Source organism: Leptospira interrogans (assembly GCF_900156205.1).
Taxonomy (GTDB): Bacteria; Spirochaetota; Leptospiria; order Leptospirales; family Leptospiraceae; genus Leptospira; species Leptospira interrogans.
The window spans coordinates 1-14,420 of sequence record NZ_FTNA01000038.1; the positions used below are offsets into that span (position 1 = coordinate 1).

At 36.7% G+C, this 14,420-nt stretch carries 13 protein-coding genes; 10 read left to right on the forward strand and 3 right to left on the reverse strand.

All coding sequences use genetic code 11. The features are described from left to right. A partial coding sequence (locus tag BW942_RS19125; RefSeq protein WP_025184491.1) for a transposase occupies positions 1 to 243 on the reverse strand: 243 nt, incomplete at its 3' end. A 594-nt stretch (positions 244 to 837) separates the two neighbouring features. Here BW942_RS19125 and BW942_RS19135 point away from each other — a divergent pair. The 7 genes from BW942_RS19135 to BW942_RS19170 all read left to right on the forward strand — a co-directional run bounded on the left by BW942_RS19135 (position 838) and on the right by BW942_RS19170 (position 7,742). Beyond that, the gene (locus BW942_RS19135; RefSeq protein WP_000498031.1) at positions 838 to 1,038 is read left to right on the forward strand and encodes a hypothetical protein; all 201 of its coding nucleotides are present in this window, start codon (positions 838 to 840) and stop codon (positions 1,036 to 1,038) included. A 636-nt stretch (positions 1,039 to 1,674) separates the two neighbouring features. After that, positions 1,675 to 2,415 carry a phosphoadenylyl-sulfate reductase gene (locus BW942_RS19145; protein WP_000993603.1) on the forward strand — a complete coding sequence of 247 codons (741 nt, stop codon included), beginning with the start codon at positions 1,675 to 1,677 and terminating at the stop codon, positions 2,413 to 2,415. An 8-nt stretch (positions 2,416 to 2,423) separates the two neighbouring features. Next, positions 2,424 to 3,329, forward strand: a complete 906-nt coding sequence (gene cysD / locus BW942_RS19150) for a sulfate adenylyltransferase subunit CysD (protein WP_001972962.1) — start codon at positions 2,424 to 2,426, stop codon at positions 3,327 to 3,329. Continuing rightward, a complete protein-coding gene (locus tag BW942_RS19155) occupies positions 3,329 to 4,579 on the forward strand; it encodes a sulfate adenylyltransferase subunit 1 (RefSeq protein WP_000365065.1) in 1,251 nt (416 codons plus the stop codon). Before cysD ends, BW942_RS19155 begins: the two co-directional genes overlap by 1 nt. Before the next feature lie 3 nt (positions 4,580 to 4,582). Beyond that, positions 4,583 to 5,422: a uroporphyrinogen-III C-methyltransferase gene (gene cobA / locus BW942_RS19160; protein ID WP_000930524.1), complete on the forward strand. Its 840-nt coding sequence runs from the start codon at positions 4,583 to 4,585 to the stop codon at positions 5,420 to 5,422. Next, positions 5,412 to 6,020: a precorrin-2 dehydrogenase/sirohydrochlorin ferrochelatase family protein gene (locus tag BW942_RS19165; RefSeq protein WP_000088543.1), complete on the forward strand. Its 609-nt coding sequence runs from the start codon at positions 5,412 to 5,414 to the stop codon at positions 6,018 to 6,020. The genes cobA and BW942_RS19165 overlap by 11 nt, the downstream gene beginning before the upstream one ends. Positions 6,021 to 6,056: 36 nt before the next feature. Beyond that, the gene (locus BW942_RS19170; protein ID WP_001287342.1) at positions 6,057 to 7,742 is read left to right on the forward strand and encodes an NADPH-dependent assimilatory sulfite reductase hemoprotein subunit; all 1,686 of its coding nucleotides are present in this window, start codon (positions 6,057 to 6,059) and stop codon (positions 7,740 to 7,742) included. Positions 7,743 to 7,751: 9 nt separating this feature from the next. Here the strand turns inward: BW942_RS19170 and BW942_RS19175 are convergent, their stop codons facing one another. Together BW942_RS19175 and BW942_RS19180 are read right to left on the reverse strand one after the other, a co-directional pair. Continuing rightward, positions 7,752 to 8,828: an SMP-30/gluconolactonase/LRE family protein gene (locus BW942_RS19175; RefSeq protein ID WP_000476420.1), complete on the reverse strand. Its 1,077-nt coding sequence runs from the start codon at positions 8,826 to 8,828 to the stop codon at positions 7,752 to 7,754. Next, complete coding sequence (locus tag BW942_RS19180; RefSeq protein ID WP_000804809.1) at positions 8,821 to 9,741, reverse strand: LysM peptidoglycan-binding domain-containing M23 family metallopeptidase; 921 nt, start codon at positions 9,739 to 9,741, stop codon at positions 8,821 to 8,823. The genes BW942_RS19175 and BW942_RS19180 overlap by 8 nt, the downstream gene beginning before the upstream one ends. A 62-nt stretch (positions 9,742 to 9,803) precedes the next feature. Here BW942_RS19180 and BW942_RS19185 point away from each other — a divergent pair, with 62 nt between their 5' ends. The 3 genes from BW942_RS19185 (at position 9,804) to BW942_RS19195 (ending at position 14,118) form a co-directional block, all read left to right on the forward strand. Next, positions 9,804 to 10,715: a CPBP family intramembrane glutamic endopeptidase gene (locus BW942_RS19185; protein ID WP_000961610.1), complete on the forward strand. Its 912-nt coding sequence runs from the start codon at positions 9,804 to 9,806 to the stop codon at positions 10,713 to 10,715. Further along, positions 10,712 to 11,488, forward strand: coding sequence for a hypothetical protein (locus BW942_RS19190; RefSeq protein ID WP_001083103.1), 777 nt, complete (start codon positions 10,712 to 10,714; stop codon positions 11,486 to 11,488). Before BW942_RS19185 ends, BW942_RS19190 begins: the two co-directional genes overlap by 4 nt. 782 nt (positions 11,489 to 12,270) lie before the next feature. After that, positions 12,271 to 14,118, forward strand: a complete 1,848-nt coding sequence (locus BW942_RS19195) for a chloride channel protein (protein WP_001002746.1) — start codon at positions 12,271 to 12,273, stop codon at positions 14,116 to 14,118. The last annotated feature ends 302 nt before the right edge of the window (positions 14,119 to 14,420 follow it).

The window sequence follows — 14,420 nt, forward strand, 5'->3', positions numbered from 1 at the left end:
TTCCTCTTTCAGTTTCAGATTTTCCTTCCGAAGCTTTTTCAGTTCTTCACTTTCTTTTAACTGTTTATCCGTAAGTGGAAGCTGATCTTCTGATTTTTTCAAGTATTCTCCCCTCCATTGTCGTAACACAAAATAGCTGATTCCAAGTGACCCTGCTACTTCTTTTATCGTAAACGAACCAGAAAGTGTTCGCTTGACTGCTTGTTCTTTAAACTCCGGAGAGTATTTTCCTTTCTTATTCATATTCACCTTTACCTCATTCGCTGAGTAAAAGGTGTCCGTTTTTACGTAACTAGGTTATGTGTCTAATAACGTAAAGAAAAAATCTGTGTTAGATTATTTTACATTCGTTCTATTTTGGTGTTAGTTGATAGATATGTTTTTCAGAAAGATCAAAAGTAAGCTAACGTGAGTTCGATGTAAGAAAATTAGAAAGAATTTTCTAAAAGTATGGGTTCTACAATTTTAGAGTTGTTCGTAAAATCGTGATTTACGGGAGATCCCACATTTTAGGAATCGATTCACAAAGTTTGGATTCTAACTTTTTCTGAAAAATGAATTCTTTACGTCGAACTTATGTTAAGATAATAGAGTTCTTGAAAAATTTCATAACGGCGATTAACAAAACCACTTTGATCGACCATTTCATGAAACAGAAACAAGATGGAGAATTAATTTTTCAACGACTCTAATGATCTTTCCGTTTTGCGAGCTGATCTGAAATTTTTTATTTGAAACTACTTTTATACAAGTGGATCGAAATCAATTCTTCTTTAGGCGTTCTTCCTTCATCTACGCTGGGAACTATTTTTTTTACCGAGTAAAGATACGGAGCAATTGTTTGTTAGAGATTTGAAAGTTTTAATCAGAGCACATGACAAATCTAACTATGTTTTCTTCTGTAAATTTTTGTTTTCATTTGGAGTAGGTCCTCAAATCAAACTCAGAATATTTCCGAAGTTCGCAAAAGCTTTAATTTTTAGATCCAAAGTTTTCGTTGAAAATCTCACATTTACAGAAAGATTCAGGATTTCTTAGAATAAGAATTTGTCCCAAATCCTAAACACCGATTTTTAGGTGGTGTTTGTTGAGTTACTTCGAACGCTCATAGAAGTGAGACGTTGAGTTTCCACCGATCTGCAGAGTGGACCATAGAAGCGATGCATTGAGTTTAGGTAGGTGGTTTGTTGAGCTATTTCGAGCGCCATAAAAGCAAAACGCTGAGTTTTTTGAACGACCGTGAAATTGAGTTTCACAAAAATGTAGAACTGCTACGAAAATTTAGCGAAGATCAGAATTGCTCGAAAGTTCGCAAATTGCCAATGAGACTATAATTTGTAGGAACTACTGCATTTTTAATTCAAGATTTCTAAAGAATGATAGCATAAAATTCTTTGAGGTTTTGGAACAAGTTCTAAGTAAAGTTCTTCTATGTTTAAGAATTCTCACAAAATCCTCAAAAGTAAGTATTCAAATCGGTAAAATTTCCAGTAAGACTGAGAAAATGTAATGAAAAACGACTTCATATCAAATATAGTTTACAAAAAATCCAATATATAAAACTTTGGGATTTAAATAACTCCATTTTTTCTTAAATCTGGATATTTCTTGAATCAATTATAAAATCAAGCTGGATGCGTAGATCTACCATTCAAGACTTAGGTTATCACAAACATGAACGCGCAAGAGTTGGAACAAAAACTTGCTCCTTTGAAGAACCTAGAAGACGCCTTAGAATGGATTAGTAAAGAATATGGAGAAACTGCGGCTTTCTCTACAAGCTTGGGTCTTGAAGATCAAGTCATCACTCACGTTATATTCTCTCGAAATCTTAAAATTAGAATTTTTACTTTGGATACGGGGCGGCTTTTCAACGAGACCTACGATTTACATAAATTGACAAACGCAAGTTATGGTAAAAAGATAGAAACTTATTTTCCCGACACGAATGCGGTTCAAAACCTAATCAACTTAAAAGGTCCCGACAGTTTCTACGACTCAGTTGAAAACAGAAAAGAATGTTGTTATATTCGAAAAGTCGAACCACTTAATCGTGCGTTAGTCGGAACCAAGCTTTGGATCACCGGAATCCGTTCCGAACAATCCGATTCTAGAAATTCTCTCACAAAAGTAGAACTGGATTCTTCTCGAAACATACTCAAGTATCATCCTCTTTTGGATTGGTCCTTGGAACGCATTCAAGATTTTATAGATACGTATCGGATTCCGACTAACGTTCTTCATAAAAAAGGTTTTCCTTCTATCGGGTGTGCTCCCTGCACAAGAGCAATTCAACCCGGAGAAGATATTCGCGCCGGAAGATGGTGGTGGGAAGAATCCAACCAAGAATGTGGACTTCACGTTGTAGACGGCAAGTTAGTTCGTCAAAAGCTTGGTCCTAAAAGAGCAATATGACTTCAACCATGAATAGATCTAGACTTACACATCTTGAACAACTAGAAGCAGAATCGATCTATATTCTTAGAGAAACCGCTTCTCAGTTTGAAAGACCTGCTCTGCTTTTTTCCGGCGGAAAAGATTCGATCACGCTCGTACATCTCGCATTGAAAGCGTTTCGTCCCGGAAAGTTTCCGTTTCCACTTGTTCATATTGATACCGGCCATAACTTTCAAGAAGCTCTCGATTTTAGAGATGAGCTTGCTTCCAAAATCGGTGAAAAACTGATTATTCGTTATGTTCAAGATTCTATCGATCAGGGAAAAGCTGTTGAAGAAAAAGGAAAATTTCCAAGCAGAAATGGAATTCAAACCGTGACCCTTTTGGATACAATTGCGGAATTTAAATTTGACGCTTGTATCGGAGGTGCTCGTAGAGACGAAGAAAAAGCAAGAGCAAAAGAAAGAGTTTTTTCGGTTCGTGATGAGTTTGGTCAGTGGGATCCAAAATTACAAAGACCCGAACTTTGGAATATTTATAACGGTAGAATTAGTCCAGGGGAAAATGTTCGTGTTTTTCCAATTTCCAATTGGACCGAACTGGACGTTTGGGAATATATCCGTAAAGAAAACATTGCACTTCCTTCCTTATACTTTTCTCATAAACGACAAGTGATTTACAGAGAAAATCTTCTCTTCCCGGTTTCTAAGTTCATTACGATCGATGCAAACGATCGGGTGGAAGATAAAATTGTTCGTTTTCGCACCGTAGGAGACATGACTTGTACTGCCGCCGTGGATTCTCAAGCGGATAACATAGACGATATTATTCTCGAAATCCAAACGACTCGGACCACAGAGAGAGGTTCCAGACTAGACGATAAACGCTCCGAAGCCGCTATGGAAGATAGAAAAAGAGGAGGTTACTTCTGATGGATTTATTACGTTTTATCACTGCAGGAAGTGTGGACGACGGTAAATCCACTTTGATCGGAAGACTTCTCTACGACAGCAAATCGATCTTCGAAGATCAGCTCGAAGCGATTGAAAAAAACGCTCGTGGAAACAACGGGCAGATCAATCTGGCTCTTCTTACTGATGGTCTCAAAGCCGAAAGAGAACAGGGAATTACGATTGATGTAGCTTATAAGTATTTTTCCACTCCCAAAAGAAAGTTCATTATTGCGGACGCACCCGGACATGTTCAATACACTCGGAACATGGTGACTGGAGCGTCTAACTCTAATTTGGCGATTATTTTGATAGATGCTCGAAAAGGTGTAATCGAACAAACCTATCGTCATTCTTACATTACATCTATGTTAAGAATCCCTCATCTTGTAGTTTGTATCAATAAAATGGATCTTGTGGAATTTTCCCAAGCTCGTTACGAAGAGATCAAAACGGATTATTTAAATTTTGCATCTCGTTTAGATATTAAGGATATTGAATTTATTCCGATCAGTGCTCTCAACGGAGACAACGTAGTCGACAAGTCCGAAAATCTTTCCTGGTATGATGGGCGCACTCTTCTCAATCATCTTGAAGAAGTTTATATCGAAAGCGATGAGAACATAGAAGACCCACGCTTTCCGGTTCAGTATGTGATCCGTCCTCTTTCCGATGAACATCACGATTATAGAGGTTATGCGGGTCAGGTTCGAAGTGGTATTTTTAGAAAGGGAGATTCTATTACGGTTCTTCCAAGTGGTTTTACAAGTACGATCGAATCTATCAATACTTACGATGGAGAAGTGGAAGAGGCATTTCCTCCTATGTCGGTTACAATCCGTTTAAAAGATGAGATTGATATTTCTCGTGGTGATATGATCGTTTTATCTGAAAGTCTTCCAATTGTTTCCCAAGATTTAGAAGCAAATATTTGTTGGATGGATTCCAAGGCCCTTTTATCTGGAAATAAATATATTCTGCGTCAAACAACTAACACTGTAAAAGCGATCGTAAAAGAAATCGAATTTAAAGTTGCCCCGGATACACACGAAAAATTGGACGCTTCTAAGGGACTTACGTTAAACGAAATTGGAAAGATTAAAATTCGCACTGCAAAACCAGTGAGTTTCGACGAGTATCGAATCAATCGTTCTACGGGAAGTTTTATCTTGGTGGATGAAGGGACTAATTCTACTGTAGGCGCGGGGATGATTACCGGAGTCGGAGCCTAATCCGTGTTAAACGCTGATACAAATAAAGATTCTCGTCCCGGCAAAGTTTACCTTGTTGGGGCCGGTCCGGGAAATCCGGAAGATCTGACTTTGCGCGCGTATCGAATTTTAACCAAAGCCGAAATTATTTTGTACGACGCTCTTTTAGACCCTTCTTTTCTCGAAATTTTTCCAAAGTCCGCGATCGTTCACTACGTCGGAAAAAGATCCGGAGCACATTCCGCGACTCAAGAGGAGATCAATCAACTTCTTCTTTCTTATGCTCTTTCCGGAAAAAACGTAGTTCGTTTGAAAGGAGGAGATCCTTTTGTTTTTGGAAGAGGTGGCGAAGAATTAATTACATTAGTTAATCATAATATAAAATATGAAATTGTTCCAGGCGTAAGCTCTTTGAACGCAGGTTCTTCTTTTGCAGGTTTTCCTTTGACTCATAGGGGTTTGTCCCGCCAGGTTTTGATCATGGACGGTCATACGGTTCTGAACGAGGAAACTGATTGGGAGTGGTTTGCCAAATTCAAAGGAACGATTGCGCTTTTTATGGGAACCTCTTCCCTTCCAAAAATCGCGAATTTACTTTTACAACATGGTAGTTCGGCCGATCTGCCGGTTGCACTTGTTGAAAATGCTTCTTTAGAAAATTTTAATATTCAAATCTGTTCTTTAAAAGAAGCTGCAAATTCTTATTTGGAAAAGAAAACACAAGGCCCTGGGATTATTTACATTGGAAAAGTGGTTCGATTTTTGGAAAATAAGAAATTGACTTCGACCTTTTCTCAGTTTTCGAAAGAATCTTTTTTAGGGCAAATTTCTTCCGAGATCCAAGGAGGAAAGAATGAGTCGTAAGTATCCGGCTTTTCTTAATTTAGAAAATAAGAATGTTCTGTTAATTGGTGGAGGAAAAGTCGCCTTAGAAAAGCTTCCTCATCTGATCGATTCCGGTGCAAAAATTACCTTGGTCACTTTAGAAACTTGTAAAGAAGTAGCACAAATTTTAGAAAAACATCCAGAAATTAAAGTAGAATATAGATCTGTAGAATTTACGGATCTTCAGGGAAGAGCCCTCGTTTTTTCCGCGACGAACGATACGGATTTAAATAGGAGACTCAGTGACTATGCCCATTCTTGGAAAATTTGGATTAATTGTTCCGACGATCCAACTAACTGTGATTTTTATTCTGCTGCAGTTTTGGATAGAGGTCCGATTCGTGTTGCAATTTCTACGGAGGGAAATTTTGCAGGAATCTCCGGAGTTGTAAAAACTACTTTAGAGGAATTGATTCCCGATGAACACGAAGAAGAATTTAAAGAACTTATGTTATTAAGAAAAGAATTAAAGTCTATTTTACCAAACCAAGAACGTAGAAGAAAAGTTCTTAAAGATTTGTTACAAACTCTCAAAGATGATTATTTTAGAATTCCAATCGATTCAAAAAGAATATAACGAAATTATAAACTCGAAAAAGGAAAAATCCAAACTATGTCAGAAGCAAAAGAACTATCACCCGTCGAAGATATAAAGTTAAACTCCAATAATCTAAGAGGAAAAATCGCAGAAGGTTTAGATCAAAACATAGATACTTATGAGGAAGACGAAAAACAACTACTTAAGTTTCACGGACTTTACCAACAAAAAGACAGAGATCGAAAAAAAGACGAAAATGGAAACGATATAGAAGCTCCTACTAGTTTTATGATTCGAGGAAGAATTCCGGGAGGAAGGTTGACTTCCGAACAGTACCTGGTTTGGGATGAATTAGGGGATAAATTTGGAGGCGGAGCAATTCGTCTAACTACCAGACAATCGGTTCAGCTTCATACATTAAGAATTTTTCATCTTAGAGACGTTATGAAAGCAATTCATGAAGTGAATCTTTCCAGTATGGGAGCTTGTGGCGACGTTGTGCGTAACGTAACTCAGGCCGTAAATCCTCTCGGTAAAAAAGAATTACAATTGTTAGACGGAGTTTCTCAGATTTTATCCGATCATTTTAAATATAAGACCAACGCTTACGCAGAAGTATGGTTAGGTGATAAGCAGCTCAACAAGGACGAAGAAGATCCAATTTACGGTAAAACGTATTTACCTAGAAAATTTAAGATCGCAGTAACTCTTGCTGGAAATAATACGGTGGATATTTACGCAAACGATATGGGATTTGCGGCGACTCTTTCTTCGGACGGAAACAGAATCGACGGTTATTTTGTATTTGCCGGAGGTGGTTTCGGAATGACTCACAACAAACCGGAGACATTTGCACGTGCGGCGAGTTTGCTCGGTTGGGTTCCTGAAAACGCTTTGATACCGGTGGCGGAAGCGATTGTAACTGCACATAGAGATTTTGGAGATAGGACCAATCGTAAACACGCTCGTTTAAAATATGTCCTTGCGGAAAAGGGTGTAGAATGGTTTCAATCGGAAGTCGAGTCCCGTTCTAACGTAAAACTAGATAAGGACAAACCATTACCAAATTGGGAAACTCCTTCTTATTTAGGTTGGAACGAAAGACAAGACGGTACTCTTTCTTTAGGATTTCATACCCTTGCTGGAAGAATCAAAGATTTTCCAGGTAAACCTCTGAAATCTGCTTTAAAAGAGATTATCGGTGCTTATAAGTTATCGGTTCAAATTACTGCCGATCAGGATTTGATTTTAATCGGAATTCAAAAGTCAGATCAAGAGAAGGTTGAAAAAAGATTAGAAGAATTGAATGTATCTTGGAAAAGTCCTTCTCGTCTTTATGATCGTGCACTCGCTTGTCCTGCGCTTCCTACTTGTGCACTTGCTTTAACCGAATCGGAACGTTCTTTCCCAGAAGTTTTAAACGGAATTCAAAAAGTTTTGGATAAATTGGGGCTCAGCGATCGAGCTCCTGTGGTTCGTATGACCGGATGCCCGAACGGATGTGCAAGACCTTACTCTGCGGAAGTTGGAATTGTAGGCCAACAAGCCGGAGGAAAATATTCTTTATTTTTTGGGGCCGATTCGGAAGGAACCAAGGTAGGCGAGTATGTGGCAAAAAAAATCGCACTCGCAGATATTCCCGCTCAATTGGAAAAGGCCTTTGTACTTTGGAAAAACGAAGGGGATTCCGACGAAAAATTCGGAGATTTTGTAAATAGATTCCCTCTTGAAAGATTTAGAGAAGCGCTTGGATCTATGTAAAATCTAATATTAGAAAAATTGAATTTCTTCGATTATCGGTTTCATCTTTGCGATTTTTCCGATGGTCGAAGATACCAAATAAATATTTCCGGCGTGGTTTAAAACTGCGGTAATACCTGCAACCGAAGAATCCGAAAAATCTTGGTAATTGGCCGTAATATCTCCAAAATCATTTAAAGCAAATACCAAACCTCTCGGAATATTTTTTCCAAAAAGAAAAACAGGTAAACCTGTCAGTAGGTTTTTAATTTCGGGATATTCTTGGGTTTTATCTAAAATTTCATTTCTATGATATGGAATTCCGACCCAGAAAAAACCTCCGTTCCCACTGATCAAAGCGGGAATTCCGGGAATATTCGTAAGAAAAAATTTCTCCGTACCTCTTTGGGAACCGAATATCGGAATCGAGGAAATTCTATGTCGAAATGGTTCCGATACGAGTAAAAATTCTTCGTTAGATGACAATGCGATTCCAGTAGGATAATACAAATCTTGATTCAAAATTTCTAATGTAAGATTTTTATCCGCTGTTACTATCATTCCGTTTGGGCGAGAAAAAAGTTCTTCTAAAAAAGATTCTTGTAATGAATACGATTGGCTGGAAACGGTGAAATATATTTTTCCGTCTTTAGAAATGTCAATTCCATGTGGAAATCGAAGAGGTGAACCGTCCGGAAGTTTAGAGATAATAGTTTTTTGTGATCCGTCTTTACGAATTTTTACGATTCCAACTTCTTCTACACAAACCAAAAGATTTCCGTGAGAATCAAATACCATTCCTAAAGGCCTTCCTGAAAGAACGGCGAAGGTTTCTATTTTTTCGTTAGTACGGATTTGTACGACTTTATGATCTGCGGTTCCAGTATAGACATAACCGCGAGCGTCTATAGCGATTGCGTAAGGTTGGTTTAAATTTTCCTTATGAATCCATTCCGATTCTAAAAGATAATTATTTTTTCCAGGATCAAAAGGAGAATCCGTGATAGATTCATTTGTATTCTTACTTGAACGTAAAAATAAAAAAATCAAGAAGGATAAAGAAAGAAAAATAAGAATAAAAAGGAATATTACAATTCTTTTAAACATGGTCTCTAAAAATCGGTTTTTGTCTTTGGTTGAATCTTCTAACCTCGAAGTGTAAATGATTTCCGGTGGCTCTTCCGGTTTGACCGACTTCTCCGATCTTTTGACCTTTATGAACTTTTTCGCCCGGACGAACGGATATAGAACTTAGATGTCCGTATAAAGTTTCATATCCTAATTTATGACCTAGTATAATCAGATTTCCATAACCTCCCTTTTTATCAGAAAAATAAACTTCTCCGTCAGCAGAAGCATAAACCGGAGTTCCTTCTTCCGCTGCCATATCCAATCCTCCGTGAAAGGTTTCTTTTCTAGTAAACGGATCTTTCCTTTTTCCGAAACGAGAAGAAATAATTCCCTCGCTTCCTAATGGACGATAAAACGCTACTCCGTAAAAAAAAGATCTTTCTTCTTTGGGAAGTCCCTTTCCTGGAATGAACCAAAGTTTTTTATCTTCATCAAAAGAGATAAACTTCTCCGCAAGTTTATATTTTTTGGAAAGTTTTTTCCGAATTAAAAAAGAGTTTTCTCTTTCATCCGAATCATAAACGCCGCGCATGTTAGGAATTAAAAGTTCCATTCCGGGATAAATATCATAAGGAGAAGCAAGGCTATTTACCGATGAAATTGTATCTATATCCATTCCGGTTCTAGCCATAATTTTAAAAAAGTTGTCTTCTTTTTTTACGACGTATCTATAAAATTCAAGCGAAGTTAATTCCGATCTTTCCAAGTTGGAAATAGAAACTTTCAGATTATTTTTAATGTCTTCCCTAAGTCGTTTTACGGATTGATTATTATAATCTAAGTTTTTCAAAAGTTCTGGTTTTTGACTGGAATTGATTCGACTGTTAAAAAAAAGAACCGTGAAAAGGAATAGTACGATTTCAATTGGATACTTGAGAGAAGGTTTCATGGTCTTATACGTGTAGAATCGGTTGATTCTAAAAAAACAATGACGCAAAAAAAGAGACAGAAATGCTTGTAACCGAGACTCCCGATCCAATGGAATCCTTAGAAAATATTGGCAATTCGCAAAAGAAACCTTTCGAACCGATTTTAATCGCCTTTCAACAACTTTTTGTTTTGATTCTTGGAACGTATGTGTTCCTTCCTTTGATTGCAACTTCGATTGTCATTACCGTTTTAGTTTCGAAAGAATTACCGGATGATTTTCCTTATCTGGACGGCAATACAAGAGCGGAGATTTATAAAGAGAGGATTGAAAAACTTCAGAAAGAAATTCAAACCAATACGAAACGAATTAATCAGAGTTATATAGAAGTAATGGTAAAGGAAAAACCATGGCTTTTGATTGTGGATCGATTGGTTTGGGCTCTTTGTTTTATACTTCCTGCCTATTTCATTTTGGTTCGATTTTTTAAAGCGGAATACACCAATCTCAGCGATCCTTTCAACCTTAAAACTATGTTTACGGGTGCGGGGCTTGGAGCCTTGGTATTTTTATTTGTGATCGTTTTCGGTTTTTTTCTTACTAAAATTTTTGGAAAACAAACTCCAAACGAATTTCAAGAAGCTCTTTTCAAGGAGATGAAAGGAAATCGTTCTTTATTGCTTTGGTCTCTTTATAGCGTTGGTTTAATTACAGGAATTGTGGAAGAGGTTTTCTTTCGAGGATTTTGTCTGAGACAATTCCAAGGAAGAGGTTTGGAAATTCCAGGTCTTCTTTTTACTTCGATTGTTTTTGGGCTGGTTCATTATAGTGGGCAAACCTCGGTCAGTGTTCCGATTCTTCTTAGTTTTGTGGGAATGTTCTTCGGACTTTTTTATCTGAAAACCGGAAATATATGGTATTCCATATCAGCACACGTTAGTTACAATTCCATCATGTTATTGATTGCTTATATTAAAGGTGGTGAAATTCAGTGAACCGATATCATAGATTTTTTTTGATAACGGTTCCGCTTCTACTCATGTATCATTCTATTTTTGCGTCCGAAGTAATCGAGTTGGAAGGAAATATAGAAGAAAATAATATAAAAATTTTGGCTGCGTTAAATAAATTTGCGGAAGGTTCTGTAAAATTTAGTAAGAAGACAAAAGGATTCAAATATCATTATACAAATCCTTGGTATTCTAGATATTCCTTTGATATTTATTTAGGAGAATTTGCAAAGCGAGATAACGTAAGTATCATAAGAATAGAAGCTCCGAAATACGGAATGGAAAAGTCGTTTCGAAATTATTTTAAAGAAGAATTACAGAAAAAAGATGCTATGGGAGTTGGTTCCGCAACAACAACGACACCCGAAGACAAAATCGAAAAATTGGAAAAAAAATCTCATATCATATCTCAGGGATTGAATTTAATTTCTCCCGCATTATCCGTAATTTATAATTCCCACAAATCTCCCGTTTATACTTCAAGCGATGCGTTGATGAGAAGTTCTTTTTATCTTCTTAGCGATTTGTTAATTGGAGGACTTGCTTATTATTTTGCGATGAATAATAATGATAAAAAAAGTATGATGGACAATCTTTTAAACAAGGAAGGTCCGAGCGGGAATGTTTTTGAAACTAAATACGGAGGGGTTGTGATTGCAGCTCTTGTAATTCCGAGATTATATCGTATGGCGGGCGCAGTAGAGGATACTACCACTCACAATCGTTTATTAGAATTATCTTATACTTTTAAGTATTGAGTATTTGCAGAAGTAAATTGCAACTTAAAAGAAAGAGAAATTTCTATAAAATCTTAAAAAAATTGTTGTTCAATCGAATTTTTGCATAAAGCCTACAGTTTGCGATTATCACAAAAATTAAAAATCTATTTTGAATCCGTCGAGCGCCCATAGAAGCGAGATGCTTTGTTTCACAAAAATGTGGGAACTCATACACAAATTCTAATAAAAACTTGTAAATCCATACAATGTGATGGTTAACACTTTTTATTAGAAATTAATTATAAGATTTGGGGCAAACTTTAAATCGGCTGAGTTGTTCTTCAAACTTATTGATCCTATGCCACTATTGATTTCTATAAAATTGAATATCTTAAGTTTTTATCATAAAACCCTATTCTAAAGCAAAATGTTGAATACTCTGTTATGTAGTTATGAGTGGAGTAATTTTGATGAGAATTGGTCTTTTGGATATAAATAACGGTATTTATACTTCTTGTTCTATATTGTCATTGGAAATTTTTCCTAAAACCGTCCAATGTAAGAACTACTATAATTTTTAATTGTCTAAGAAGTTTGCAAAGCGACGTAATCTGTGAGAATTCTTGTATAGCACTCTAGAAATAAGATTTTTCCAAATTTCGTAGATTCCTAATTTGGAAAGAGCGTTTTTTATTAAAAATTTTATGATGTCTTAAAACGGCGTTTTGAAATACAGTAAAATTTTAAAAAATACTTTAGAAATTTAGAATGTTCTTTTTTATATTGGAACCGCTTTTTTGATTTTATAGGGACATCTGCCGATGAACGAAATAAAACGACCCATTTTTCAAATCAGTGGAAGAAGATCTTTATACTTTTACTGTATCATTACAGGGATTGTTTCTGGATTAGGGGCGTTTCTTTTTTCCAGAATTCTAGCTGCATGTGAATATTTATTTTTAGATAGGGCGGCTGGTCTTTCCCTTCCACACGCTTCGGGAGAATTTCTAATCGATTCAAACGATGTATCTTATTGGGAAATCCCTTTTTCGGATGATTATAGACCTTGGCTTTTATTTTTTCTTCCGATCATTGGAGGTTTACTTACGGGTTGGATCGTAAATCGTTTTTCACCCGAGTCTGGAGGAACCGGTTCGGATGCAATGATTGATTCCTTTCACAATCTAGAAGGGAAAATGAATCCAGTCGTTTCGTTGATCAAATCGATTGCTACCGTCTTTACTCTTGCAAGTGGGGGAAGTGGAGGAAAGGAAGGTCCGATTTCTCAGATCGGAGCAGGTTTTGGGTCTTTACTTGCAACTCTCTTAAAAGCGGGGGCAAGAGCGAGACGAACTCTTTTACTCGCCGGAACCGCAGGAGGTTTGGGTGCAATTTTTCACGCTCCATTAGGTGGAGCGTTGACTTCGGTGGAAATGATTTATAGGGAAGATATAGAAAGTGATTCTTTGATTCCTTGTATCATCTCTTCGGTTTCGGCTTACTTAGTATATTCTGCTTTGAATGGGTTTAATACTGTATATCGAGTTACGAACACTGAATTTTCAAGATATACGGATCTAATTTTTTATTTAGGTTTAGGGGTTCTCTGTTTTTTATGTGGAGACGTTTTTATCCGAATTTTTAGGAGAGTTCAGTATTTTTCTGCACGTTTGAAAGTTTCTCCGATCATTAAACCTGCGTTAGGTGGTATTGTTGTAGGGACGATTGGACTTTTTTTACCGGAGACGATCGGAAGCGGAGCGGGGGTGCTTCAAGTCGTTTTAGATGGTAAAGATCCGGTCGGAAACCAAGGAATTTTTTCATCTATGTTTGAAAGTAAGGGTCTTTGGTTGGTTACGTTATTTTTTATTTTGGCCGGAATGAAAATTCTTACTACATCGTTTACTATCGGCACCGGAGGTTCTGCTGGAATGTTTGGGCCCTCATTGTTCATAGGTGGGATGTTAGGTGGAGGTGTGGGAACTCTTGCCAAAATATTCGTTTATCCAGATCTTTCAGTTACGTCGTTTATTTTGGTCGGTATGGGAGCTTTTTATGCGGGTGTGGCAAGTGCTCCGATTGCGGGAATGATTATGATATGCGAAATGATAGGAAGTTATGTGTTACTTCCTCCTTTGATGGTGGTTTCCATTTTAACGTTTGTATTGAGTCATAAATTAAGTTTATATCGCGCGCAAAAAGAAAATAGATTTCAATCTCCTGCACATTTTTGGGATATGAATCGGGACTTTTTAGAAGAGATTCAGGTTAAAACTTGGAAGAGTAGATTACGCGCAATTGCGGTGACTTACGATCATATTTTACTTTCTAAAATAGAAGAAGAGGCACTGAAGATTCAAGCGAGTGATTACGTGGTTATAGATCGAAACAACCGATATTTAGGAATTTTATCACTTCGAAAAGTAAGACACACTTTAGAATCGAGAGATGTTATTGCTAATTTAATTACAGTAGGAGACGTTACGGATATATCTGTACCTTTTGGAAAACCGGAAGATACATTGGCTGCTATTTTAAAGATTTTAATCGATCGCGATATGGATAAAATTGCAATCGTGGAAGGGAATCAGTTTATCGGTTATTTTCGTTTTGCAGATCTCATGAAAATATATTTTGAAAATATATTTCCTAAAAATATAAAATCATAAAATTCTTTTTCGAAGGATACTGCTTAGCTTTTTAAATTCATACGAAAATGAAATGGTAAAAGGCATATTTAAAAATATTAAATCCAATCAATAAGACTAGATGTGGGACTCTCGTAGCTTACTTATTGAACGAATCATTTTAAAGTTCATAAATTAACGTGAGTTCGGCGTAAGAGAACGAGAAGGAATTTTCTAAAAATATGAATTCCTACAATTTTAGAATTTATTTGTAAAGTCGTGATTTGTAGTAGTTTCCACATCATTTTACAAACAAACCTAAGTTTTGTGTGAGTTCCCACACT

Bases quoted from the DNA above. Each gene is read 5' to 3' on its own strand.
- BW942_RS19185 (WP_000961610.1), top strand. From the start codon at position 9,804: ATGCTTGTAACCGAGACTCCCGATCCAATGGAATCCTTAGAAAATATT.
- BW942_RS19155 (WP_000365065.1), top strand. From the start codon at position 3,329: ATGGATTTATTACGTTTTATCACTGCAGGAAGTGTGGACGACGGTAAA.
- BW942_RS19175 (WP_000476420.1), bottom strand. From the start codon at position 8,828: ATGTTTAAAAGAATTGTAATATTCCTTTTTATTCTTATTTTTCTTTCT.
- BW942_RS19180 (WP_000804809.1), bottom strand. From the start codon at position 9,741: ATGAAACCTTCTCTCAAGTATCCAATTGAAATCGTACTATTCCTTTTC.
- BW942_RS19195 (WP_001002746.1), top strand. From the start codon at position 12,271: ATGAACGAAATAAAACGACCCATTTTTCAAATCAGTGGAAGAAGATCT.
- BW942_RS19170 (WP_001287342.1), top strand. From the start codon at position 6,057: ATGTCAGAAGCAAAAGAACTATCACCCGTCGAAGATATAAAGTTAAAC.
- BW942_RS19145 (WP_000993603.1), top strand. From the start codon at position 1,675: ATGAACGCGCAAGAGTTGGAACAAAAACTTGCTCCTTTGAAGAACCTA.
- BW942_RS19165 (WP_000088543.1), top strand. From the start codon at position 5,412: ATGAGTCGTAAGTATCCGGCTTTTCTTAATTTAGAAAATAAGAATGTT.
- cysD (WP_001972962.1), top strand. From the start codon at position 2,424: ATGAATAGATCTAGACTTACACATCTTGAACAACTAGAAGCAGAATCG.